This window comes from Oscillospiraceae bacterium, from assembly GCA_025758045.1.
Lineage (GTDB): Bacteria > Bacillota > Clostridia > Oscillospirales > Ruminococcaceae > Gemmiger.
The window spans coordinates 789,765-814,705 of the sequence record CP107208.1 but is presented as its reverse complement, the minus strand read 5'-3'; the positions used below and the strand labels follow the sequence as shown (position 1 = coordinate 814,705).

Here is a 24,941-nt window from a genome sequence, read left to right as displayed (position 1 = left end):
AGCAGTTGCGCAAAATGCGCACATTTTTGCAGCAAAACTACCGCAAAATCGTTGCGTTTAGCGCAGGTCGGTGGTGGCGATGTTGTCCATATCATCGAACTCCTGGTTCTCGCCGCCCATGGCCCAGATAAAGGTGTAGTTCGAGGTGCCGACACCGCTGTGGATGCTCCAGGACGGGCTGATAACAGCGTCGTAGTTGTGCATCACGATGTGACGGGTCTGCTGCGGCTCGCCGCACATATGGAAGACCACCTGGTCATCCGGCAGGTCGAAGTAGGTGTAGATCTCCATGCGGCGCTCATGGGTGTGGCTGGGCATGGTGTTCCAGTTGCTGCCCGGCTCCAGGCAGGTCATGCCCATGGACAGCTGGCAGGTCTTCAGCACGCTGGGATGGATGAACTGGTTGATGGTGCGCTTGTTGCAGGTCTCCAGGCTGCCCAGGGGACGCTTGGCGGCCTGCTCCAGGGTGATCAGCTTGGTCTCGTAGCGGCAGTGTGCCGGGGCGGAGACCATGTAGAACTTGGCGGGATGCTCGGAGTCATCGCTCTTGAAGGTGACCTTCTGGGTGCCCTGGGTAATGTACAGGCAGTCTTTGACATTCAGGTGATATTCCACACCGTCGGCCGTGATGGTGCCGGAGCCGTCACCAATGTTGAAGATGCCGATCTCGCGGCGCTCCAGGAAGTAATGGGTGCCGAAGTTGGCCCAGATGTCGATGCCCTTGTCGATGGAAACTTCTTCATGTACAGGCATGCAGCCCAGGGTGACCATGCGGTCCACGTGGCTGTAAACGGCCACGACCTCATCAGCCTTGTACAGGCCGGTAATCAGCATTTCATCGCGGACTTCCTCGGTGGTGTAGCGCTTAAAATCGCGCTGATTGCAGGAATAGCGGATGTCCATAAAAGTGAATCCTCCTTACCGCCAAAGCGGATGTTTTTTGCCTTATTTCCTTTTTTTTATTATAGCGCGTTTGTCAAGGCTGGAAAATTAGCAATATTCCACAAAGATGCGAAAAGATTCTTGTGAACGGTGCCAATAACATTTAAACATGAAAATTATTCACTTTACAAATTAGTAAAACTCAACTATAATCAAGTATATCACAGCTGCAACGGTGCAGCCGATGCCCGATCCTGTACGCAGGGTCGGGCTGAACTATTGCAATTTCAAGGGGGAGCAGCCCAATGCTGACACTGGACAAGATCTACCACGCCAAATTCGTACTGAAAAAAGTCGCCCGCAAGACCGACCTGATCGCCGCGCCCCGGCTTTGCCCCGGCACAGATCTCTACTTGAAGACCGAAAACCTGCAGGTGACCGGCAGCTTCAAGGTCCGCGGTGCCTACTATAAAATCAGCCAGCTGAGCGAGGAAGAACGCGCCAAGGGCGTGATCGCCTGCTCGGCCGGCAACCATGCCCAGGGCGTGGCGCTGGCCGCCACCAGCATGGGCATTAAAAGTGTGGTCTGCATGCCCGACGGTGCCCCTATTATGAAAGTGGAAAGCACCAAGCGCCTGGGCGCGGAGGTAGAGCTGGTCAAGGGTACCTACGACGACGCCCACGACCGCGCCGTCGAGCTCCAGCAGGAGACTGGCATGACCTTCATCCACCCCTACGATGACGAGCTGGTCATCGCGGGCCAGGGCACCATCGGCCTGGAGATCCTGGACCAGCTGCCCGATGTGGATGCGGTCATCGTGCCCATCGGCGGCGGCGGCCTGATCTCCGGCGTGGCTTTCGCCATCAAGAGCCTGCGCCCCGAGGTCAAGGTCTACGGTGTGCAGGCTGCCGGTGCCCCCAGCATGGAGCACGCCTTCCACGACCACAAGTACGAGACGCTGGACCACGTAGACACCTTCGCCGACGGCATCGCGGTCAAGACGCCCGGCGAGACCACCTATGAGATGGTCAGCCAGTACGTGGATGACGTGGTCACGGTCAGCGAGGACGAGATCGCCGCGGCCATCCTGGCGCTGATGGAGAACCAGAAGCTGGTGGCCGAGGGGGCCGGTGCCACGCCGGTGGCGGCCGCACTGTTCAACAAGCTGCCGCTGGCAGGCAAAAAGACCGTCTGCCTGATCTCCGGCGGCAACATCGATGTGAACATCCTGTCCCGCGTTATCACCCGCGGTATGGTCATGAGTGGCCGCAAGACCAACCTGATGATCGCCCTGGAGGACAAGCCCGGCCAGCTGAGCCTGGTCAGCGACATTGTCTCGGCCTGCGGCGCCAATGTGGTCAGCGTCCACCACGACCGAAGCGATGCCAACATGGCCATCACCAGCTGCTTCCTCAAGCTGGGGCTGGAGACCCGCGATGCCGCCCAGATCGAGCAGATCAAGCAAAAGCTCACCGAAGCGGGATTTAAGCTGGTGACGGAGAGAGCGTGATGTGCAGGTAAATATGTAGGGGTCGATGCTTGCATCGACCCACGGGCGGATGCAAGCATCCGCTCCTACAGAAATCGCGTTATAAAATAAAAAGGCCCCCTCTGCAAGGGGGCACATCATTACACCTTCACACCCGCTGCCAGCAGTTCCACAAACTGCTTGGCTACGCGGGGGCTGCGGCCGCCGGCGCGCAGGGCAAAAGCCTGGCCTTTGATGAACAGCTGGTCGCTGGGCATCTGCACGCCGTACTGCTTGGCCAGCTCCAGCAAAATGGTGTCGTAGCGGTCTTTATCCGGCTGCTGGAAGGTCACCGTCAGGCCGAACCGCGCCGCCAGGCTCATCAGCTCCTGACGGGTATCGGCGGCATGCAGGTCGTCGCCACTGCGGTCGCTCATGCTTTCCTTGACCAGATGGCGGCGGTTGCTGGTGGCGTACACGGCCACGTTGTGGCTGCGGCCGCCCACGCTGCCCTCCAGAATGGCTTTCAGCGCGGCAAAGTTGTCGTCGTTGGCCGAGAAGCTCAGGTCGTCGATGAACAAAATGAACTTCAGCGGATTCTTCGCCAGCTCGTCCATCAGGGCGGGGATCTGGTACAGCTGGTTCTTCTTCACCTCGATCAGCCGCAGGCCGTCAGGCGCAAACTCGTTGGCAATGGCCTTGACCGTGCTGGATTTGCCCGTACCGGCGTCGCCATACAGCAGCACATTGTTGGTGGGCTTGCTCTCCAGCAGGGCGCGGGTGTTGGCAATGACCTTTTCCCGCTCCCGCTCGTAGCCGGGCAGTTCGCTCAGGCGCTGGGGATCGGGGTAGCGCACCGGCACAAGGCGGCCATCCTCGATTGTAAACACATGGTGGCGGGCAAACATGCCGTAGCCCTTCTGGCCCACGGCCGCGCGGCGCGCCTGGTAGGCGGCTGCATAGTTGGCGTCATGGCTTACCTCCCACCGCGGCAGAAAGGCCGGGGCTTCGGGGCAAAGGTCATCCAGCCCAGCAGTGCCAAGCTGCTGCAAAAATTCCAGTTCGTTTTCCAGTGCCTTTTCCAGCACCGGCCCGGCATCCCCGCCGGCAGCCGTGCGCAGGCAGAGATTCTCGTCCTCCAGCACGGCGTCCAGCAGGACTTCGGTCCAGTTGGTGCCCTGGGTAAACAGGGCGCTTTCAAAGGCGGCCACCGCGCCGGTCAGCCCGGCAGCATCTGCCGCCAGAGCCGCGCGCAGAGAGGCTAGCGGTTCGCTTTGCAGCAGGCCGCGAAACACGACCAGCCCGTCCACACGGGCGGCCCAATCTTTACGTTGCATAAACGCTTTATCATCCTTTCCCAAAGAGACTTACACACTCAGTATAAACGCCGCCGCAAAAAGTTGCAAGATTTCCACAAAAAAACTTGACAACCCTGAAAAATTGCGGTATAGTTTAACACAAATCTAAATGCTTGGATGGGAAGTTAGTAACAGTCACGTTCCCTGCAGAGAACTGCCGGTCGGTGCAAGGCAGAAGGAGAAACGAGCTGCGAACTGATCCCGGAGCAGATCACCCGAACGAAACCTATTAGGGGGATACGGGCGCACCCGTTACAGTGCCGGGCTTTGTTGGAAGCCCATGAGGTGGGAGCAGGCGCTCCAAAAAGAGTGGTACCGCAGAGAGCTGATTCACAGCCTTTGTCTCTTTGAACGAAAGAGGCAAAGGCTGTTTTTTATACCCGCAAGACTTTTTTGCCTTAGAGGCGGGCAAGTTCAGGAAGGAGCAAACACGATGAAATTGACCGGTTCACAGATCTTCGTCGAGGTCCTGGTCGAGCAGGGCGTGGATACCCTGTTCGGCTACCCCGGCGGCGCGGTTCTGAATCTTTACGATGAGCTGTACAAAAATTCTGACCGAATCCGCCACGTGCTGACCGCCCACGAGCAGGGCGCTTCCCATGCGGCCGACGGTTACGCCCGCGCCACGGGCCGCACCGGCGTGGTGCTGGCCACCAGCGGCCCCGGTGCCACCAACCTGGTCACCGGCATCGCCACCGCCTACATGGACAGCGTGCCCATGGTCGCCTTCACCGGCAACGTGGCCACCACCCTGCTGGGCAAGGACTCCTTCCAGGAAGCCTACATCGAGGGCATCACGATGCCCATCACCAAACATAACTACACCGTGCGCCGGGTCGAGGATCTGGCCGACACGATGCGTGCGGCTTTCCGCATTGCCCAATCCGGCCGCAAAGGCCCGGTACTGGTGGACATCCCCAAGGACGTCACCGCCGCGGTCTGCGAGTTCACCCCCAAAGAGCCGGAGCTGATCCGCACCGTTACCTCTTATAATGAGGAGGACGTGCAGAAAGCCGCCGCCATGATCAACGAGGCCAAGCGCCCCATCGTCTACTTCGGCGGCGGTGTGCGCAGTGCGGTGGGCTGCCAGCCCCTGCGCGACCTGCTGACCAAGGCCGACATCCCCGCTACCTACACCCTGATGGCTGCCGGTGTGCTGAGCTACGGCGAAGAGCATAACCTCGGCCTGCTGGGCATGCACGGCTGCTACACTGCCAACAAGGCCATCGACGAGGCCGACCTGGTCATCGCCGTGGGCACCCGCTTCAGCGACCGCGTGGCCCTGAACCCTGACGCCTTCGCCAAACGTGCCAAGATCATCCAGATCGACATCGACCCCAGCGAGCTGGGCAAGAACGTGGACATCGACCTGAGCCTGACCGGCGACGCCAGCTACGTTTTGCAGGCCATCCTGCCCCACGTTAAAGAGGCCAAGCACGCCGATTGGATGGATCAGATCCACGTCTGGCAGGCCATGGACTACAAACCTGTGGATAGTGACACCGAATTGAAACCCCATCAGATCATCAACGAGATCTGCGAACAGGCCGGGCCTGAAGCTGTTTATGTTACCGACGTCGGCCAGCATCAGATGTGGGCTGCGCAATATCTGCACCACACCAAATCCCGCGGATTCCTCACCAGCGGCGGCCTGGGCACGATGGGCTTCGGCTACGGCGCGGCCATCGGCGCGCAAATGGCCCTGGGCCGCGATGCCCGTGTGGTCATGCTCACCGGCGACGGCTCCTTCCACATGAACCTCAACGAAGGCTGCACCGCTGTCAGCTACGACCTGCCCATCATCACGGTCATCTTCAACAACCAGGTGTTGGGCATGGTCCGCCAGTGGCAGACGACCTTCTACGAGAAGCGCTACTCCGACACCGACCCCCACCGCAAGACCGATTTCGTCAAGCTGGCCGAGGCCTTTGGTGCCAAGGGCTACCGTGCCACTACTCCGGCGGAGTTCAAGGCCGCTTTCACCGATGCCATGAAGCAGCAAGGCCCCAGCTGGATCGACTGCCGCATCGGCAAGGACGAAAAAGTGCTGCCCATGATCCCCGGCGGCGGCACGATCGAAGACATCATCATGGAATGAGGTGAGCTGCATGGAACAGACACAAAACCCCAATAACCAGCGCCGGGTCATCAGCCTGCTGGTGGATAACAGCAACGGTGTTCTGGCCCGCGTGGCCAGCCTGTTCTGCCGCCGCGGCTTCAACATCGACAGCCTGACGGTCTCGGCCACCAACGACCCCTCCATCAGCCGTATCACGGTCACGCTGCGCGGCAGCGAGCAGGCCCTCAGCCAGCTGATCTTGCAGACCGAGCGGCTGGAAGTCACCCGCCAGGTCTTTGAGCTGGACCCCGAAAAGAGCCTGCAGCGCGAGCTGTTGCTTTTAAAGGTGGCTTGCGACAACCACAGCCGCGCCGAGCTGCGGGAAATTTCCAGCATCTACAAGGCCAAGATCATCGATCTGTCGCCGGACAGCATGGTCTTTGAGCTGACCGGCAAGCCCGATAAGATCGACGCGTTCCTGACCATGTTCAATGGCTACGAGATCTTGGAGCTCTGCCGTACCGGCGTAACCGCGCTGGAGCGCGGCGGCAAACACCAGCACATGCAAAAGCCCGCACAGGAAGTGCGGGATGCGCAGTTGCCCCTGCCGGGCACCCATTGCCCGCAGAAATAGCAAAAAGGTTGAAATCTTCCACCAATCCGTAGGGGTCGATGCTTGTATCCGCCCCTACAAAACGGTATCCACACAATTTGTTTTTCGTTAAAAATTAAAAATAAAAAAATTCAACATTAAAAAGGAGACACCCACCATGGCTATCAACAAGTATTATGATTCCGACTGCAACCTCGGCGTTCTCGACGGCAAGACGGTTGCTGTCATCGGTTTTGGTTCCCAGGGCCACGCCCACTCCGAAAACCTGGCCGAGAGCGGCGTCAACGTCGTCGTCGGTCTGCGCAAAGGCTCTGCCCACTGGGAGAAAGCCTCTGAGTTCGCCGCCACCCACGAGAACTTCAAGGTCATGGAAGTCGAAGAGGCTGCCAAGGCTGGCGACGTTGTTATGATGCTGGTTCCCGACGAGCTGTGCGCTGACATCTACAACAGCCAGGTCGCCCCCTACATGACCGAGGGCAAGGCCCTGGCCTTCGCTCACGGCTTCAACATCCACTTCAAGACCATCACCCCGCCGAAGAACGTTGACGTCATCATGATCGCCCCCAAGGGCCCCGGCCACATCGTCCGCCGCTTGTACACCGAGGGCGAGGGTTGCCCCTCTCTGATCTGCGTCGAGCAGGACTACACCGGCAAGGCTAAGGAGATCGCCCTGGCCTACGCTTCCGGCATCGGCGCCGGCCGTGCAGGCATCCTGGAGACCACCTTCAAGGAGGAGACCGAGACCGACCTGTTCGGCGAGCAGGCTGTCCTCTGCGGCGGCGTCTGCGAGCTGATCCAGGCTGGCTTCGACACCCTGGTCGAGGCTGGTTACGCCCCCGAGATGGCTTACTTCGAGACCTGCCACGAGATGAAGCTGATCGTTGACCTGATCAACGAGGGCGGCTTCTCCAAGATGCGCTACTCTATCTCCAACACTGCTGAGTACGGCGACTACCGCACCGGCAAGCGCCTGATCACCGAGGATACCCGCAAGGAGATGAAGCAGGTCCTGAAGGAGATCCAGGACGGCACCTTCGCATCCGAGTTCCTGACCGAGATGAGCCCCAAGGGCGGCCGCAAGACCCACTTCCTGGCACAGCGCCGCATGGCTGCCGAGCACCCCATCGAGAAGGTCGGCGCCGAGCTGCGTAAGATGATGAGCTGGCTGAAGAAGTAATTTTAACAAAACAACGCCTTCCCCCCTGCGGGGAAGGCCTTTTGGATAAACGGAGAGAAAAAATGAACAGCGATAACGTCAAAAAAGGCCCCGAACGGGCACCGAACCGCAGCCTGTTCTATGCTTTGGGCTACACGCCGGAGGAACTGGACCGCCCGCTGATCGGCGTGGTTTCCGCCTACAGCGAGATCGTGCCCGGCCACATGAACCTGGACAAGCTGGCCCAGGCCGTCAAGGACGGCGTGCGCATGGCAGGCGGCACCCCCATTCTGATTCCTGCCATCGGTGTCTGCGACGGCATCGCTATGGGTCATGTGGGCATGAAATATTCCCTGGCCAGCCGTGAACTGATCTGCGACAGCGTCGAGACCATGTACATGGCCCACCAGCTGGACGGCCTGGTGCTGGTGCCCAACTGCGATAAAATTGTGCCCGGCATGGTCATGGCGGCAGTGCGTATGGATGTGCCCGCCATCGTCTGCTCCGGCGGACCCATGCTGGCCGGCCGTTACGGCGGTGAGGAAGTCAGCCTGTCCAAAATGTTCGAAGCTGTCGGTGCCTACAAGGCCGGGCTTATCAACGATGAGCAGCTGGAGGACTGCACCTGCAACTGCTGCCCCGGCTGCGGCTCCTGCTCCGGCATGTACACGGCCAACAGCATGAACTGCCTGTGTGAGGCCATCGGCATTGCACTGCCCGGCAACGGCACCATCCCGGCGGTTTACTCCAAGCGTCTGCAGCTGGCAAAGCACGCCGGTATGGCCATCATGAATCTGGTCAAGCGCGGCGTCACTGCCCGCCAGATCATCAACGAGCGTTCCATCCGCAACGCCCTGACCTGCGATATGGCGCTGGGCTGCTCCACCAACACGGTGCTGCACCTGCTGGCTATTGCCCAGGAGGCAGGCTGCCCCATCGACCTGAACCTCTTCAATGAGATCAGCGCCAAAACACCCAACCTGTGCCACCTGGCCCCGGCGGGCCCCACCCATATGCCCGACCTGTACGAAGCAGGCGGCATCCCGGCGGTGCAGGCCGAGCTGGCTAAGGCTGACCTGCTGGACCTGGATGTTCCTACCGTTACCGGCAAGACCCTGGGCGAGAACATCCAGGGTGCCCATATCATGAACGACAAGGCCATCCGCTCCATCGACAACCCCTACTCCAAGACCGGCGGCCTGCAGATTTTGTGGGGCAACATCGCCCCGGACGGCTGCGTGGTCAAGCGCAGCGCCGTTGCGCCCGAAATGCAGGTCCACAGCGGCCCGGCCCGCGTCTTTGACAGCGAGGACACCGCCATTGCCGCCATCTATGCGGGCGAGATCCACCCCGGCGACGTGGTGGTCATTCGCTACGAAGGTCCTAAGGGCGGCCCCGGCATGCGCGAGATGCTCAACCCCACCAGTGCGCTGGCGGGCATGAAGCTGGATACCACCGTGGCCCTCATCACCGACGGCCGTTTCTCCGGTGCATCCCGCGGTGCGGCCATCGGCCACGTCAGCCCGGAGGCTGCCTCCGGCGGTCCCATCGGTCTGGTCAAGGAAGGCGACACCATCGAGATCGACATCCCGAATGCGTCCATCCATCTGGCCGTCAGCGACGAAGAGCTGGCCGCCCGCAAGGCCGCCTATGTCCAGCCCGAGCCGAACATCAAGACCGGCTGGCTGGCCCGCTACGCCCGCCTTGTCACCAGCGCCAACCTGGGTGCTGTGCTGAAATAATCGCAAATAAAAGCGACCTGCTCGTTGTACATTGACGGGCAGGCCGTTTTTTTGCTGAATGAAAAACTAGAGCAACACCGCACAATTCCCGCCTGACGGCTTAAGCACCGCTCCGGCGGCTGCGGCACGGCATCTGCGTTGCCAAAATGCTCGATAATACACAAAGTATTATCTGCGCTTTTGGCTTAGCAGCTGCCGCACCTCGCTCGCCGTATCGGCACTTAGAATTATGCGGTATTGCCCTAGAGTTTAGCAATCTGTGCATGGTATGCAGAAATGATTTTACCTGCAACTATATTTTCTATAGTATGGCAAGGAGCAACCAGAAAATCCCAACATAAAATGCTGCGTAAAACAGCTTTGATTTCCAGGAAAAATCATTTATTAAAAATGTATAGTCGAAAATACCATAGCTTATTAGAACTATATTGTGAATAAAAAGCAGCTTTGGTGAACCATCGCCAAAAAACATTTTGACAACGAAGGTGATGAATAACGGAGGCAGTATTGTTGCAACTGTATCAATTACTTCGTGTACATCCAACATTTGTGCCCGTTGCAATATTTTTTGTAGTGCAATATAAAAGAAGATACCAACTAAACTGCCAATTGTATTTACAATAAGGTCATCTATATCCACAACGCCTGTTTTAAAAATAAACTGTGCCATTTCAATTGAAAATGTTGTTAAGACCGACAAGCCGATTGCTTTATATATGCAAAATGTTTTCTGATAATAGCAATATATAATTCCGAATGGCACAAACATGACTATATTATAAAGCATATCCCATGAAATAGGACTGTGTCCATACTTTAAATTCTCTCTGATGCTATGAAAGGGTATCATGTTGACTGCATCAATTCTTGTTAGTGGACCGCCGACAAGAGTCATGATGATATTAAATCGAGTGATACACATACAGAATACGATTATAAAATATAATATTGTCATAAATTGGAAACTATGTTTTCTTTTAATCTTCATATCCCTAATGCTAGAACCCCTTCCTTTTTATTCTATGGTATAGCAACAAGTTCCTTACTTGTATTTCGGATGTGTTACGATTTCCGAATTGCCTACTTCACAGTATACGCAATTTTCTACGCATCGTCAACAAAAACAGCCGCCCGGTTCTGCGCCGGGCGGCTGTTTTGTTGTGAAAACTTACTTCAAAAATCCGTTCACAATCTGGTCCTCGGCTTCCTTTTCGGTCAGGCCAAGGGTCATCAGCTTGATGAGCTGTTCACCGGCAATCTTGCCGATGGCGGCTTCGTGGATCAGGCTGGCGTCCACACTGTTGGCGGTCAGGGCCGGGCTGGCAATGACCGAGGCGTGGTCCATGATGATGGCGTCGCACTCGGAGTGGCCCGCGCAGGCGCAGTTGCCGTTGATGTGGCTGATAAACTCCTGCTTGCTCACGTCCTTGGCCACGCTGCGGCTTACCACGTTGGCCGAGCAGCCCTCGCCGTTCAGGTCTACGTCAAAATCGGTCACAGCATGCTGGTCGCCGGTGGTCATGATCTTCTCGTGGATGACCAGGCTGGCGCCCTCGGCCAGATCACCGCTGGTTTTGCGCATGGTATCGTCGATACCGGCGATCTGGGTGGTCTCCATCTCCATCTGCGCACCCTCGGCCAGGTGCACGATGGTGGTGGGGTTCATCACCTGCTTGCCGCGGCCGTCGCCCTCGCCGTAGTGCTTTTCCACGTAGCGCAGCTTGGCGTTTTTGGCCAGATAGAAGGTGTGGATGCCGTCGTGCTGGGCGTTGCCGCCGCCGCAGTTGTGGATGCCGCAGCCGGCGATGATGGTCACGTCCGCGCCCTCGCCGATGTGGAAATCGTTGTACACCAGATCGGTCAGGCCGGTCTGGCTCAGGATAACGGGAATGTGCACGCTCTCGTTTTTGGTGAACGGGCGGATGTAAATGTCGATGCCGGGCTTGTCGTCCTTGGTCACGATGTCAATGTTGGCGGTGGTGTTGCGGCCCGCCAGCTGGCCATTGGCGCGGATGTTGTAAGCGCCTACGGGCAGGCTGTCCAGGTCGGCGACCTCCCGCAGCAGGTTTTGTTCAATTGCGTCGATCATTTGCGCACCCCTTCCACTTTGTCGGCCAGCACACTGCAGGCCGGGCTGCCGGCGTCGGCACTGCCCAGCAGGGCGGGCAGGATGTCCGCACGGGCGCCCTCTTTTTCCACCTGGCCGTTTTTAATAACGACAATTTTGTCGGCAATGTTCAAAATGCGCTCCTGATGGCTGATGATCAGGATGCTGCCGCGGGTCTGCTCGTACATCTTTTCAAACACGCGGATGAGGTTCTGGAAGCTCCACAGATCGATGCCCGCCTCCGGCTCATCGAAGATGGACAGCTTGGTGCCGCGGGCCAGCACCATGGCGATTTCGATGCGCTTCAGCTCGCCGCCGGACAGGCTGTCGTTCAGCTCACGGTCCACATAATCACGGGCGCACAGACCGACCTCGCTCAGATAGCTGCAGGCCTCGTTGACGCTGGTATTTTTGCCGGCGGCCAGGCTCAGCAGGTCCTTGACCCGCAGCCCCTTGAAGCGCACCGGCTGCTGGAAGGCGTAACTCAGGCCCAGGTTGGCGCGGTCGGTGATGGACATGTGGGTAATGTCCACGCCGTCCAGCAAAATTTGGCCGCTGGTGGGCTGGTAGATACCGGCAATGACTTTGGCCAGCGTGGATTTGCCGCCGCCGTTGGGGCCGGTGATGGCCACAAAACGGTCCTGCACAGTCAGGCTGACATCCCGCAGAATCTCTTTATTGTCGTCGGTCTCAAAGCCGACATGACGAAGCTCTAACATAAAAAGGTGATTCCTCCGTTAATAAATAATGCTCTGCAGTTTATTGTACCATGCCAAAACGCCCAAAACAAGATAAAACCCTATAAAAAGGTGGATTTTAGGCAAAATAAAATCCAAACGGTCTGTTAGCTAAAACTACCCAAAAACGCTTGACACGGCCCCAAAATGGTGCTATGCTTTAGCTGATAAAAGCGATGACCGGGAAAAGTACCGCCCAACATCCGCACAGAGAGCCCGACATCTGGTGTAAGCCGGGACGGGGACGGGGCGCGAAAGAACACCTGACAGCTGCAAACTGAAACCGCAGAGGAGTAGGGGATGCCGCAGGCCGTGCGTTACAGCGGCAGCGTTTCAAAGGTGAACGTGTACGGAAAAAGTGACCGTATGCCATTATTTCGGCTGCGGTAATTTAGGTGGCACCGCGGATCCAAGACAGCGATTCGTCCTAATGCAGGGCGAATGGGCTGTCTTTTTTTATTGCCGTTCGGGGGAATAACAGGTGTTGGAAATCTAAAGGAGTGTCACCAAAATGTGCTGTATCATGGGTTATGCCGGGCATGATCTGCCCAAGGAAACGTTTACTGAGTATCTGCTGCGCACCACCAGCCGCGGCCCGGACGACCAGCGCGTCGCCGAGACCGAGTTCGGCCTGCTGGGCTTCGGCCGCCTGGCCATTATGGGCCTTACGCCGGAGGGCATGCAGCCCTTCTTCCGCGGTGCCGATTGCGTTGCCTGCAACGGCGAGCTGTACGGCTTCCGCCCCGTCAAGGCCGAACTGGAAGCTGAAGGCTACACCTTTGAGTCAGACTCCGACTGCGAGATCATCCTGCCGCTGTACTACAAGTACGGCCTGGACATGTTCAAGCATCTGGACGCCGAGTTTGCCATGATTCTGTACGACAGCCGCAAAAAGCTGCTCATCGCTGCCCGCGACCCCATCGGCATCCGCCCGCTGTTCTACGGCTACAGCGAGAGCGGCCATATCGCCTTTGCCTCCGAGGCCAAAAACCTCATTGGGCTGTGCAAAAAGATCTATCCGTTCCCCATCGGCAGCTACTACTGCAACGGCCAGTTTGTGCGCTACTGCGACATCGCCGATACCCCGGCCTACAGCCAGGATGAACTGCCTGAAATTTTGACGAACATCCGCGAAAAGCTGGTGGCTGGCGTGGATAAGCGGCTGGATGCCGACACCCCCGTGGGCTTCCTGCTTTCCGGCGGCCTGGACTCCAGCCTGGTTTGCGCCATTGCAGCTAAAAAGCTGGGCAAGCCCATCCGCACCTTCGCCATCGGCATGAGCGAGGACGCCATCGACCTGAAATACGCCAAGCAGGTGGCCGATTACCTCCATGCCGACCACACCGAGGTCATCATCAACAAGCAAATCGTTCTTGAAGCGCTGGAAAAAGTCATCGCCATGCTGGGCACCTGGGACATCACCACCATCCGCGCTTCGGTGGGTATGTACCTCGTCTGCAAGTACATCCATGAGCACACCGACATCCGCGTGCTGTTGACCGGCGAGATCTCCGACGAGTTGTTCGGCTACAAGTACACCGACTTCGCCCCCAGCGCCGCCGCCTTCCAGACCGAGAGCCAGAAGCGCATCCGCGAACTGTATATGTACGATGTGCTGCGCGCCGACCGTTCCATCAGCGTCAACAGCCTGGAGGCCCGCGTGCCCTTCGGTGACCTGGATTTCGTCAAGTACGTTATGGCCATCGACCCCGAAAAGAAGCTGAACATTTATGGCATGGGCAAGTACCTGCTGCGCAAGGCCTTTGAAGGTGATTGGCTGCCCGAGAGCATCCTCTGGCGTGAAAAGGCTGCCTTCAGCGACGCTGTGGGCCACTCGATGGTGGACGACCTGAAAGAATACGCCGGGACCGTGTATACCGACCGCGAATTTGCCGAGAAGTGCGGCCAGTATACCTATTGCCGCCCCTTTACCAAAGAAAGCCTGCTGTACCGTGAAATTTTTGAAAAATACTATCCCGGCCAGGCGGAGATGATCGTGGATTACTGGATGCCCAACAAGGCCTGGCCCGGCTGCAACGTCGATGACCCCAGCGCCCGCGTGCTGTCCAACTACGGTGCCAGCGGCGTGTAAAGAAAGGGTAGGGGCGAGCAATGCGAACCTATGGGGAATGCGTAGGGGCGGATGCTTGCATCCGCCCGCGGGAGCATATAGAATGCTCCCCTACAGGGGTAGGGCAGCGCCCGTGCAGCCTGTTTTTGCAAAGGTGTGCTTGCATTTCTATCCATCCCGTGTATAATAGGCTTGTAACCCAATATTTTTTCGCAGAGTAGGGACACGCGCGTAAAGTGCCTGACCAACGGGGAGTTGTGGCAGGACGAAAGGCCAAAGCGGCCTGCGGTGCGGGTCCCGCATCCCACTGCTGCATAAAAGGTGTGCAACGGCGGGTGTGCCTGGCACACCTTATTATTGCCTCCTTGCTTGTGCGGCATCCGCATACGCAAGGAGGTTTTTTGTATGCAGGAAGCAAAATTGTCCGTCTTTTCACCAGCCTACTGGCGCACCGCCCGGGCGGAGTTCCGCAACGTCCGCGTGCTGGCTTTTGCGGGCCTGGTCTGCGCCATGGCCATCGTGCTGGAGGGTCTGCCCATCTACCTGCTGGGGCCAAGCCTTAAAATTTACTTCAGCTTTCTGGTGGTCGGTCTGGGCTGCATGTGCTACGGCCCCTGCGTGGGCATGATGGCCGGTGCCATCATCGACTCGGTAGGGTTTCTGCTCTCCAGCTACGGCGAGCCGTATTTCCCCGGCTACCTCGTCACGGCGGTGCTGTCGGGCTTCATCTACGGCGTGCTGCTGTACAAGCGCAAACCAACGCTGCTGCGCATTATTGTGGTGCGGCTTATTATCAATTACGGCAGCAACGTGCTGTTGGGCAGCGTGTGGAAGGCCATGCTCTACGGCAAGGGCTATCTCTACTACCTGACCTCCGGCGCCATCAAAAACACGCTGATGCTGCCGGTGGAAGTCTTTTTGATGTGGGCGGTGCTCAACGCCGCCGTCAACTACGGGCTGGACCGCAAGTACATCCACAAACGCTAAGCAGCACACCCGGCCCCGGAGCAGCCGCAAAACAAAGCAAAAGATCAAACTGCAAGCAAACGGTAAAAGTCATACTTTTTACACAAGTAAAGTATGACTTTTGCTTTTTTTGTTTGTGCGTCCTGCCTATTGGCGTGTGCGTGTGGGTAAAACATTTACGCCTTTCGCCAAAGTTTTTACAAAAATTTAAAAATCATTGCAAAGCGTTTGTAAAGTGGTTACAATGGGTCTTGCAAAGTAACGAAATGCGTCACTCCCCGGCAAAAGTCAGGAAGAATCGACGCATTTTTGCCGTTTTTATGCACACATAACAGGGAGGAACAACACACATGAAGAAACTGATGGGTATTCTGCTGGCCGCCTCTATGGTGTTCAGCCTGGCTGCCTGTGGTTCCACCGCTGACACTGCTGCCAGCAGCGCCGCCGGTACCACCGCTACTGCTGAGGGCAGCAGCGATAACCAGGCACCCGACGTCAAAGTCGGCGCCATCATCCTGGGCGATGAGACCGAGGGCTACAGCGCCGCGCACATCAATGGTATCAAGGAAGCCGCTGCTGAGCTGGGCATGAGCGACGACCAGATCGTCTGGAAGTACAAGATCCCTGAGGGCGGCAAGACTGCTGACGCCGCCGAGGACCTGGTCGGCCAGGGCTGCAACCTGATCATCTCCAACTCCTACGGCCACCAGACCTACATGGTCGAGGAAGCCGAGAAGTACCCCGATGTCAACTTCGTGGCCATGACCGGCGACTTCGCCGCCAACTCCGACCTCGATAACTTCTACAATGCGTTCACCGCTGTTTACCAGAGCCGCTATGTCTCCGGCGTTGTCGCTGGCATGAAGGTTAAGGAGCTGGTCGAGTCCGGCACCCTGACCCCCGAGACCCAGCCCGACAGCTTCACCGCTGACGGCAAGGTCAAGATCGGCTACGTCGGCGCTTACAACTACGCCGAGGTTGTCTCCGGCTACACCGCTTTCTTCCTGGGTGTCCAGAGCGTTTACCCCGATGTTGAGATGGAAGTCATGTACACCAACTCCTGGTTCGACATCGACAAGGAGGGCGCTGCCGCTGAGGCTCTGATCGCCAACGGCGCTGTCATCATCGGCCAGCACGCAGACTCCACCGGTGCTCCCGCCGCTACCCAGAAGCTGAAGGATTCCGGCAAGATCTGCTACTCCATCGGTTACAACATCGATATGCTGGCAACCGCTCCCACCGCTGCCCTGACCTCCGCCACCAACGTCTGGAAGGTCTACTACAAAGAACTGTTCGAGGGCGCCCAGGCTGGCAGCATCCCGCAGGATTGGTGCAAGGGCTACGAGGATGGCGCTGTTGCCATCACCGACCTTGGCCCCGAGTGCGCTGACGGCACCGCCGAGAAGGTCGCTGAGGTCGAGGCTGCTCTGAAAGACGGCAGCCTGCATGTCTTCGACACCAGCAAGTTCACCGTTGGCGGCGAGACTGTTACCACCGCTCCTGTTGACCTGACCTACTATGATTACAGCACCGGTTCTCCCGTTGCTGTCTACCAGGGCGAGACCAAGGAGGCTATCTCCGACGGTTACTTCCATGAGGGCGAGCTGCGCGCAGCCCCCACTTTCTCCCTGCGCATTGACGGCATCATCGAAGATGCTGACCCTGTTGCCTGATCGCTGACAGGTACCCAAGAGGGAAGACTGCGGCAAATCCGCAGCCTTCCCTTTTGGTGGTTTTATAAAATGTTTCTTCCTTTAAATAACTCAAATAACTCTGAAAAAATAACCTGTGAGAGGAGCCTGCAGAATGGCGCAGACCGAATACGCCGTGCGTTTGCAGCACGTCACCAAGACCTTTGGCCCTGTGGTGGCTAACAAGGATGTCTCGCTGAGCGTGCGCCGGGGCGAGATCCTGGCCCTGCTGGGGGAAAACGGCAGCGGCAAGACGACCCTGATGAACATGATCGCCGGCATCTACTACCCCGATGAGGGCGAGATCTACGTGGGGGACAAGGCTGTTACCATCCGATCCCCCCGCGATGCGCTGGATCTGGGCATCGGCATGATCCACCAGCACTTCAAACTGGTGGATGTGTTTACCGCCACCGAAAACATCGCCCTTTCCATGGGCGGCGGCAGGTTCGACCTGAAAAAGGTCCACGAAAAAGCCCGCGCCATCTGCGAAAAATACCAGTTTGCCCTGGATCTGGACCAGAAAGTCTACGAGATGAGCGTCAGCCAGAAGCAGACGCTGGAGATCGTCAAGGTGCTGTACCGCGGTGCGGACATCCTGATCCTGGACGAGCCCACCGCCGTGCTGACCCCCCAGGAGACCGAGCGCCTCTTCACGGTCATCCGCAACATGAAAGCCGACGGCAAGGCCGTCATCATCATCACCCACAAACTGCACGAGGTGCTGGCCATCAGCGACCGCGTGGCCATCCTGCGCAAGGGTGAGTATGTGGGAGATATTGCCACCAGGGACGCTGACGAAGCCACCCTGACCGCCATGATGGTGGGTGAAAAAGTGGAACTGAACATCGAGCGCCCCGAACCCGTGAACCCGGTCAAGCGCCTGGACATCCAGCACCTGACCGTCCGCAGCGCCGACGGCATCACCGTGCTGGACGACGCCAGCTTTGATGTGTACGGCGGCGAAATCTTGGGCATCGCCGGTATCTCCGGCAACGGCCAGAAGGAACTGCTGGAGGCCATCGCCGGATTGCAGCCCACCCAGCGCGGCGCCAGCGTGGAGTATTACGCTCCCGACGCTTCCGCCCCGGTGCAGCTCATCGGCAAAAGCCCCAAGGCCATCCGGGAGGCAGGCATCCACCTGTCCTTCGTGCCGGAGGACCGCTTGGGCATGGGTCTGGTCGGCTCCATGGGCATGACCGATAACATGATGCTGAAAAGTTACGGCAAGGGCCATTCGCCCATCGTGGACCGTAAGGCTCCCCACGACCTGGCCGAGACTATTAAAAAAGAGCTGAACGTTGTAACGCCGGATTTGAACACCCCGGTCTCCCGCCTGTCCGGCGGCAACGTGCAGAAGGTGCTGGTCGGCCGTGAACTGGCCGCCGACCCCATTGTGCTGATGACCGCCTACGCCGTGCGCGGCCTGGACATCAACACCTCCTACACGATCTACCACCTGCTGAACGAGCAGAAGAAAAAAGGCGTCGCCGTCATCTATGTGGGCGAGGACCTGGACGTGCTGCTGGAGCTGTGCGACCGCATCGTCGTGCTTTGCGGCGGCAAGGTCAACGGCATCCTGGATGGCCGCAAGACCACCAAGGAGGAAGTCGGCAACCGCATGACCAATCTGGTAAAGGAGGTTAAGGCATGAGTCAGTCCAGTACCGCAGTGCGTGAACCGCTGCTGCGTATTGCCAAGCGCGAGGGCACTACGATGCCCCAGAAGATCGCGGTGCGTGCCATTGCCATTTTGCTGGCATTGGTCGTAGATGCGCTGTTTATCTACTTCGTCACCGGTCTGAACCCGCTGGCCGTCTACGGCGTTATGTGGGGCGGCACCTTTGCCAACATGACCCGCTTCAGCTGGATGCTGCGCGACCTGTCCATCCTGCTGTGCGTCGGCATCGCGCTGGCGCCTGCCTTTAAGATGCGCTTTTGGAACTGCGGCGGCGAAGGTCAGATCCTGATCGGCGGCCTGATCGCCGCGCTGGTCATGGTCTACCAGGGCAACAACCTGCCCACTCCGGTGTTGTTTGCGACTATGGCCATCGGCAGTATGGCCGCCGGTGCGCTGTGGGGCTTTGTGCCCGCCTGGTTCAAGTCCCGCTGGGGTACCAACGAGACGCTGTTCACCCTGATGATGAACTACGTTGCCACGAGCATTGTTGCCTGCATGACCAACATCATGCGCGGCCAGGCCTCCAGCCTGGGCACCCTGAACAAGGCTACCAAGGCAGGCTGGTTCCCCATCATTATGGGCCAGCGCTACACCATCAACATCATCGTCGTCATCGTGCTGACCTTTGCCATGTATGCCTACCTCAAGTTCTCCAAGCAGGGCTATGAGATCAGCGTTGTGGGCGAAAGCGAGAATACGGCCCGCTATGCCGGCATCAATGTCCGCCGCGTTACGGTGCGCACCATGCTCATCTCCGGCGCGGTCTGCGGCCTGTGCGGCTTCCTCATCGTCGCCGGTAAGGACCAGACCATTGCCACCACCTCGGCAGGCGGCCGCGGCTTTACGGCCATCATCGTGGCCTGGCTGGCCAAGTTCAACACCTTCTATATGGCGCTGATCTCCTTCCTGCTCGTCTTTTTGGAGCGCGGCGCATCCGAGATCGCTTCGGCCTACTCGCTGAATGAGTATGCCGCCGACATCATCACCGGCATCATCCTGTTCTTCATTTTGGGCAGTGAATTCTTCATCAACTACCGCCTCATCCTGCGCGGCGCACATAAGGAGGGCAAGTGATATGCACAGCAGTTTAATTGCATGGATCATGCGCGCTATCCCCTTTGGCACCATCATTATGTACGGCGCATTGGGCGAGACCGTGACCGAGAAATCCGGCAACCTGAATCTGGGCGTGCCCGGCATTATGTACTTGGGCGGCTTTGCCGGTTTTGCCAGCGCCTGGGCCTATGAGAACACCGCCGCCAACCCTAACGGGCTGGTCAGCATCCTGATCGCCACGCTCTGCGCCATTGCAGCCTCGATGCTGGGCGGCCTGATCTACGCCTTCCTGACCATCTCCCTGCGCGCCAACCAGAACGTCACCGGCCTGGCGCTGACCACTTTCGGCAAGGGCGTGGCCAACTTCTTCGGTGTCTTTATCCTGGACGGTGCCAGCTACTCTGCTGCCCCTGTTGCCAACAAGGCCTTCGCCGCCAAGATCCCGGTGCTGTCGGGTCTGGGCACCGTGGGGCAGGTCATCTTCTCCTACGGCTTTCTGGTGTACGCCGCCATCGTGCTGGCGGTGGCCATGCACTGGTTCCTCACCCGCACCCGCGCGGGTCTGAACCTGCGCGCTGTGGGCGAGAACCCCGCCACCGCGGACGCCGCCGGCATCAACGTTACACTGTACAAGTATCTGTCCACCTGTATCGGCGCAGGCATCTGCGGCATCGGCGGCCTGTACTACGTGCTGGACTACAACCAGGGCATCTGGGCTACCACCGGCCAGATCGAAGCTTTGGGCTGGCTGGCCGTGGCGCTGGTCATCTTTACTACCTGGAAGCCGCTCAACGCCATCTGGGGTGCCTACCTGTTCGGCATGCTGTACTGGCTGTATCAGTTCCTGCCCACGCTGCTGGGCATCACGCTGGCCAGCTACATGACCGACCTGGTGCAGATGCTGCCCTACGTCGTCACCGTGCTGGTGCTGATCGCCGTTTCCATGCGCAAAAAGAAAGAGGACCAGCCCCCCGCACACCTGGGTCTGCCTTACTTCCGAGAGGAACGCTGAAACATTGCATGCAAAAAAGAGGAGCCTGCTGTCAGGCTCCTCTTTCTGTTTGCGGGCAGGGGATAGCTTAGTAGTTCTTGCTCTTCAGCTCAAAATAGCTCTGGGGATGGGCGCATACCGGGCACTTGAGTGGGGCGTGCTGGCCGATATAGGTGTAACCGCAGTTGCGGCACTGCCAGACCTGCTCGGTCTCGCGGGCGTAGACCTTGCCGGCCTCGATATTGGCGGCCAACTGCTTGTAGCGTTCCTCGTGGTCCTTCTCGATAGCGGCCACCATCGTGAACAGCGCGGCGATCTGGGTAAAGCCCTCTTCCTTGGCTTCGGCGGCCATGCGCGGGTACATCGAGGTATGCTCCTCGTTCTCGCCGGCGGCGGCCATCTTCAGGCAGGTCAGGGTGTCGGGAATCTCGCCGTTTTCCATCAGCAGTTTGAACCAGATCTTGGCGTGCTCTTTCTCGTTGTTGGCGGTTTCGGTAAAAATCGCGGCCAGCTGCTCATAGCCCTCTTTTTTTGCCTTGGATGCGAAGAAGGTGTACTTGTTGCGGGCCTGGCTTTCACCAGCGAAAGCCTCCCACAGGTTTTTCTCTGTCTTGCTGCCTCTCAGTTCCATAGTATTGCCTCCGTTTATAATATTTTTTAATTTTTAGGAATTTGTCTTGATTTGCTTCTATTATACCGAATTTTCGGGGCTTGTCAAGCCAAATTTCAGGAATAATTATTGGTTGCTTTGCACAAAGCTTGACAGCGGCGCGGCTTTCGTGTATTGTATATTTAAGATGAAATCTTAATTTGAAAGGAGTGCTTTCCATGACCCGTCAACGCGCCCTGATCTTAGACATCATGCGCGAGAAAAGCCCCCAGCACCTGACGGCGGACGAGCTGTTTAATGAGGCCCGGCTGCGGATGCCCCACATTGCCCGTGGCACGGTGTACCGCAACTTAAAGATGATGGAGCTGGACGGTGAGATCGGCCACCTGGAAATGCCCGGCGGCCCCGACCGGTACGATTACAACCCCAGCCCCCACGGCCACCTGCTGTGCGACGGCTGCGGCCACCTGGCGGACCTGCCGGTAGTGGGCCTGATGCGGGAGGTGGAGGCGGCCATCGGCACCGAGGTGCGCGGCTATACATTGACCATCCACTACCTGTGCCCCAAGTGCCGCGCGGCCAAGCCTGCGGATGAATAACAAGAAAGAAGGCTTTGCTATGGCCAAACAGCGCGACCCTGTGCTGGACAGTATGCGCGGCATCGGCATTGTGCTGATGGTGCTGGGGCACGCGGGGTTCCCCGGTTCCAGCTTTATCTATTTATTCCACATGGCGCTCTTTTTTATGCTCAGCGGGTGGTTTTTCTCTCCCCACACGGGCGAAAGCGCCCATCGGCTGGCCCGCTTTGCCAAGCGCAAGGTGGTCACGCTGTGGCTGCCCTTTGTGGCGGCCAACACGGTGTACACCCTGCTGACCAACCTGTTTTTAAAAGTAAACATCCTGACAGGGGACGAGCGTATCCTCGATCTGCCCGGCAACCTTATCACCACGCCGGTGACCATCAAGGACATTATCGGCCGCACAGCCCACTGGAGCGTTTTTGACGGCGGCACCCAGCTGGGCGGCGCTATGTGGTTCATTCAGGCGCTGTTCCAGATATCTCTATTGTATGCGGGCGTAGAGTTTTTGTTGAAAAAACTGCTGCGCAGCGGCGATACGCTGATCCCGCAAGGGCTGCTTGCCGGCGTGCTGCTCTGGCTCGGCTGGCAGGCCCAGCGCATTGGCTGGAACGTCTGGGGCCTGGGCATTGCGGCCAGCTGCTACTGCCTGTTTTACTTGGGTGTTGTACTACACCAGGTGCAGCATCCCCATGGCCCGGCGCGCGGAGCGCTGTGCTGCGCCGGGGCCTTTGTGGTGCTGCTGGTGCTGGGGCAGTTCGGCAGCGTAGGCCTGGCGGGCAACAGCTACCCCGGCCCGCTCTACCTGCTGGCGGCCAGCCTGGCGGGCTGGATGCTGGTGTATGAGGGTGCCCACCTGCTGGCGCGCGTGCCCGCAGTGAGCGGCGCTTTCAGCGCACTGGGGCGCGCCACGATGCCCATTGTGATCTTGCATTTCCTGGCGTTCAAGCCCGTCACCTGGCTGGGCCTGCTGGCCACTGGCGGCGAGAGCTATCTGCTGGCGGCATTCCCCATCTACTTTACCGGCGGGGCCTGGTGGGTGGCCTACACGGCGGCCGGCCTTGCGCTGCCGCTGCTGGCTTACGCGGTGTGGGTCCGCCTGAAAAAGGCGGTGCGCCGTGGCTAAGCAGTATTACCAGGGCGAAACCTTTGACAATGTAGCGCCGGATTTTCTGCATGATGCCGAGTTCAACGACTGCACGTTTATCAACTGCCGCTGGAGCGGTGCGCGCATTACGGCGTGCAGCTTTCTCGGCTGCACCTTCGACCGCTGTGCCTGGAGCGACGTGGTGTTCAGCTTTTGCCAGATGAGCGACGCCTGGCTGCTGCACTGTGCCTTCCGGTCCATTGCTTGGGGCGGCCTGCAGGGACGCAGTGCCCTGGTGCAGCCCTTTGGCAGGGCCGAGCAGTGCGAGTTCCGCTACAATGAGTTTTCCGGCATGGCGCTGAAGCAGTTTGATTTCAGTAAATGTACCTTTGGCGACTGCGTGTTTGACGATTGCAAACTGGCGGGCGCGGATTTCCGCGGCGTGGCCCTGAGCAGCACAGCGTTCAGCCGATGCGACCTGCAAAAGGCGGATTTCCGCGAGGCCACCGGCTACCGCATCGACCCCAGTGACAACCAGATGAAAGGTGCGCGGTTCAGCTTCCCGGATGTGATCGCACTGCTGAACGGGTTTGGGCTGGTCATCGAATAACTTACCTTTTCTTATGAGAAAAGGTAAGCGAAAAGAATTTTAATCGAACTTAGAGCAAAAGAGGAGCCTGCTGAAAGGTTCCTCTTTCCTGTTTTTATGCTGCAAAAAATGCGGAAAAAATCTTTCCCAAACCTGTTGACAAAACCCTAGCGGCATGGTATAGTATCATCGTTAGTTAAAACTAACCTATGACCCCCTTACAATGAATCTCCTGCAACCATAGCCCGCACAGTGCGGCTCTCTCCCCGTGCTGTGCGGTTTTATGGGGGTTGTAGTTAGTAAAAACTAACTAATGCGCTTTAAAGGAGCCGAGCCTATGCCTGCCCCCACTCACGTCACGGTCAGCCCCCGCAGCTTTGCCTGCGATCTTGCTACGATCTGCGCGCCTACCCTGGCAGGCCTCAAGCCCGCCAGCCTCTTCCGTTACCAGCCGGCCTCCGGCCAGGATGGTACGGCTATGGCGGTGGCCTGGCACGCCCTGCTGGCACCCCGCGGTGTGACCGTCCGTGTGCTGAAAGCCTGTCCCGTAACCGGCGCGGTGCTGGTCTATGTGTACCGCCCCACCCAGGTGGCTGCCATCTTGCAGCGCGGCGACGTGCAGGACTTTCTGCAAAGCGAGGGCTACACCCCCGGCAATGCTGAATCGATGCTGGCACAGCTCTCCCAGCGGCTTTGCTGTGAGGAGGACTTTCCCCACGAGATCGGCGTGTTCCTGGGCTACCCGCTGGCAGATGTCATCGGCTTCATTCAGAATCGCGGCAAAAACTTTACGGCCTGCGGCTACTGGAAGGTCTACACCGACCCCGCCGCCGCCCAAAAAGCCTTTGACCGCTATAAAAAGTGCGAGCGGATCTACGCCCGCTGTTATTACAACGGCACCCCGATCCGGCAGCTGACTGTGGCTGCCTGAACGTGGACATACTATTAGACATACTTATAGTAGCAACGAAAGGAAGAAACGATTATGAGCAAGATCGCAGTAGTTTATTGGAGCGGCACCGGCAATACCGAGGCTATGGCTGACCTGGTGGCAAACGCTGCACAGTCCGCAGGTGCAACTGTGGACAAGATGACCAGCGCTGAGTTCAATGCGGCTGACGCTGCTAATTATGACGGCTTCGCCCTGGGCTGCCCCGCTATGGGCGCTGAGCAGCTCGAGGAGAGCGAGTTCGAGCCGATGTATCAGGATCTGCGCGGCTCCCTGTCCGGCAAGCCGGTCGGCCTGTTCGGCAGCTACGGCTGGGGCGACGGCGAGTGGATCCGCACTTGGGCTGAGGATGCTCAGGCTGCCGGCGCCCGGCTGGTGGCTGACCCCGTTATGGCCAACGGCGCACCCGATGGCGATGCCACTGATGCCTGCAACGCCCTGGGCACTGCCCTGGCCAACGCCTGATACGCAAAGCAGCCGAGGCAACACCGCACAATTTCCGCCTGACGGCTTAAGCACCGCTCCAGCGGCTGCGGCGCACCGTCTGCGT

The 24,941-nt window shown here is 58.4% G+C and carries 22 protein-coding genes, 1 riboswitch and 1 other annotated feature; of the genes, 16 read left to right on the top strand and 6 right to left on the bottom strand.

What is annotated here, in order from left to right; genetic code table 11:
* Positions 1 to 57: 57 nt before the first annotated feature.
* Entirely contained in the window at positions 58 to 903 is an 846-nt protein-coding gene (gene kduI, locus OGM81_03990) for a 5-dehydro-4-deoxy-D-glucuronate isomerase (protein UYJ44304.1), read from the bottom strand.
* A gap of 284 nt (positions 904 to 1,187) precedes the next feature.
* Here kduI and ilvA point away from each other — a divergent pair, with 284 nt between their 5' ends.
* Entirely contained in the window at positions 1,188 to 2,393 is a 1,206-nt protein-coding gene (gene ilvA, locus OGM81_03985) for a threonine ammonia-lyase (GenBank protein UYJ44303.1), read from the top strand.
* 119 nt (positions 2,394 to 2,512) lie between these two features.
* Here ilvA and OGM81_03980 read toward each other — a convergent pair whose 3' ends face one another.
* Positions 2,513 to 3,688 (bottom strand): ATP-binding protein, encoded by a 1,176-nt coding sequence (locus OGM81_03980; protein ID UYJ44302.1) that lies wholly within the window; start codon positions 3,686 to 3,688, stop codon positions 2,513 to 2,515.
* 126 nt (positions 3,689 to 3,814) lie between these two features.
* Positions 3,815 to 4,059 (top strand) — a binding site (T-box leader).
* An 83-nt stretch (positions 4,060 to 4,142) separates the two neighbouring features.
* Here OGM81_03980 and ilvB point away from each other — a divergent pair.
* From ilvB to ilvD, 4 genes are all read left to right on the top strand, one after another.
* Entirely contained in the window at positions 4,143 to 5,807 is a 1,665-nt protein-coding gene (ilvB, locus tag OGM81_03975; protein ID UYJ44301.1) for a biosynthetic-type acetolactate synthase large subunit, read from the top strand.
* Positions 5,808 to 5,817: 10 nt separating this feature from the next.
* Positions 5,818 to 6,402 carry an acetolactate synthase small subunit gene (ilvN, locus tag OGM81_03970; GenBank protein UYJ44300.1) on the top strand — a complete coding sequence of 195 codons (585 nt, stop codon included), beginning with the start codon at positions 5,818 to 5,820 and terminating at the stop codon, positions 6,400 to 6,402.
* 136 nt (positions 6,403 to 6,538) lie between these two features.
* Positions 6,539 to 7,558, top strand: a complete 1,020-nt coding sequence (ilvC, locus tag OGM81_03965; GenBank protein UYJ44299.1) for a ketol-acid reductoisomerase — start codon at positions 6,539 to 6,541, stop codon at positions 7,556 to 7,558.
* A 62-nt stretch (positions 7,559 to 7,620) separates the two neighbouring features.
* Positions 7,621 to 9,279: a dihydroxy-acid dehydratase gene (gene ilvD, locus OGM81_03960; protein ID UYJ44298.1), complete on the top strand. Its 1,659-nt coding sequence runs from the start codon at positions 7,621 to 7,623 to the stop codon at positions 9,277 to 9,279.
* Positions 9,280 to 9,580: 301 nt separating this feature from the next.
* Here ilvD and OGM81_03955 read toward each other — a convergent pair whose 3' ends face one another.
* The 3 genes from OGM81_03955 to OGM81_03945 all read right to left on the bottom strand — a co-directional run bounded on the left by OGM81_03955 (position 9,581) and on the right by OGM81_03945 (position 12,105).
* Complete coding sequence (locus OGM81_03955) at positions 9,581 to 10,267, bottom strand: VanZ family protein (protein ID UYJ44297.1); 687 nt, start codon at positions 10,265 to 10,267, stop codon at positions 9,581 to 9,583.
* A gap of 180 nt (positions 10,268 to 10,447) precedes the next feature.
* A complete protein-coding gene (locus OGM81_03950) occupies positions 10,448 to 11,365 on the bottom strand; it encodes a SufD family Fe-S cluster assembly protein (GenBank protein ID UYJ44965.1) in 918 nt (305 codons plus the stop codon).
* Positions 11,365 to 12,105, bottom strand: a complete 741-nt coding sequence (locus tag OGM81_03945) for an ATP-binding cassette domain-containing protein (protein ID UYJ44296.1) — start codon at positions 12,103 to 12,105, stop codon at positions 11,365 to 11,367. Before OGM81_03945 ends, OGM81_03950 begins: the two co-directional genes overlap by 1 nt.
* A 529-nt stretch (positions 12,106 to 12,634) precedes the next feature.
* Between OGM81_03945 and asnB the strand changes: the two genes are divergently transcribed.
* The 6 genes from asnB to OGM81_03915 all read left to right on the top strand — a co-directional run bounded on the left by asnB (position 12,635) and on the right by OGM81_03915 (position 20,599).
* Complete coding sequence (gene asnB / locus OGM81_03940) at positions 12,635 to 14,215, top strand: asparagine synthase B (protein ID UYJ44295.1); 1,581 nt, start codon at positions 12,635 to 12,637, stop codon at positions 14,213 to 14,215.
* 190 nt (positions 14,216 to 14,405) lie between these two features.
* Positions 14,406 to 14,506: riboswitch (THF riboswitch) on the top strand.
* A gap of 93 nt (positions 14,507 to 14,599) precedes the next feature.
* Complete coding sequence (locus OGM81_03935) at positions 14,600 to 15,181, top strand: folate family ECF transporter S component (GenBank protein UYJ44294.1); 582 nt, start codon at positions 14,600 to 14,602, stop codon at positions 15,179 to 15,181.
* 329 nt (positions 15,182 to 15,510) lie between these two features.
* Positions 15,511 to 16,833, top strand: a complete 1,323-nt coding sequence (locus tag OGM81_03930; GenBank protein ID UYJ44293.1) for a BMP family ABC transporter substrate-binding protein — start codon at positions 15,511 to 15,513, stop codon at positions 16,831 to 16,833.
* Positions 16,834 to 16,966: 133 nt separating this feature from the next.
* A complete protein-coding gene (locus OGM81_03925; protein UYJ44292.1) occupies positions 16,967 to 18,505 on the top strand; it encodes an ABC transporter ATP-binding protein in 1,539 nt (512 codons plus the stop codon).
* The gene (locus tag OGM81_03920; GenBank protein ID UYJ44291.1) at positions 18,502 to 19,605 is read left to right on the top strand and encodes an ABC transporter permease; all 1,104 of its coding nucleotides are present in this window, start codon (positions 18,502 to 18,504) and stop codon (positions 19,603 to 19,605) included. Before OGM81_03925 ends, OGM81_03920 begins: the two co-directional genes overlap by 4 nt.
* 1 nt (position 19,606) lies before the next feature.
* Positions 19,607 to 20,599 carry an ABC transporter permease gene (locus OGM81_03915; protein ID UYJ44290.1) on the top strand — a complete coding sequence of 331 codons (993 nt, stop codon included), beginning with the start codon at positions 19,607 to 19,609 and terminating at the stop codon, positions 20,597 to 20,599.
* A 67-nt stretch (positions 20,600 to 20,666) separates the two neighbouring features.
* Here OGM81_03915 and OGM81_03910 read toward each other — a convergent pair whose 3' ends face one another.
* The gene (locus OGM81_03910) at positions 20,667 to 21,209 is read right to left on the bottom strand and encodes a rubrerythrin family protein (protein UYJ44289.1); all 543 of its coding nucleotides are present in this window, start codon (positions 21,207 to 21,209) and stop codon (positions 20,667 to 20,669) included.
* Positions 21,210 to 21,406: 197 nt separating this feature from the next.
* On the opposite strand from OGM81_03910, the gene OGM81_03905 reads away from it, so the two are divergent.
* From OGM81_03905 to OGM81_03885, 5 genes are all read left to right on the top strand, one after another.
* Positions 21,407 to 21,787, top strand: a complete 381-nt coding sequence (locus tag OGM81_03905; GenBank protein UYJ44288.1) for a transcriptional repressor — start codon at positions 21,407 to 21,409, stop codon at positions 21,785 to 21,787.
* 19 nt (positions 21,788 to 21,806) lie between these two features.
* Positions 21,807 to 22,892 carry an acyltransferase family protein gene (locus OGM81_03900; GenBank protein UYJ44287.1) on the top strand — a complete coding sequence of 362 codons (1,086 nt, stop codon included), beginning with the start codon at positions 21,807 to 21,809 and terminating at the stop codon, positions 22,890 to 22,892.
* Positions 22,885 to 23,463: a pentapeptide repeat-containing protein gene (locus OGM81_03895; protein ID UYJ44286.1), complete on the top strand. Its 579-nt coding sequence runs from the start codon at positions 22,885 to 22,887 to the stop codon at positions 23,461 to 23,463. The genes OGM81_03900 and OGM81_03895 overlap by 8 nt, the downstream gene beginning before the upstream one ends.
* A gap of 316 nt (positions 23,464 to 23,779) precedes the next feature.
* Positions 23,780 to 24,373, top strand: coding sequence for a DUF3793 family protein (locus OGM81_03890; protein ID UYJ44285.1), 594 nt, complete (start codon positions 23,780 to 23,782; stop codon positions 24,371 to 24,373).
* Positions 24,374 to 24,427: 54 nt separating this feature from the next.
* Positions 24,428 to 24,856, top strand: a complete 429-nt coding sequence (locus tag OGM81_03885) for a flavodoxin (protein ID UYJ44284.1) — start codon at positions 24,428 to 24,430, stop codon at positions 24,854 to 24,856.
* The last annotated feature ends 85 nt before the right edge of the window (positions 24,857 to 24,941 follow it).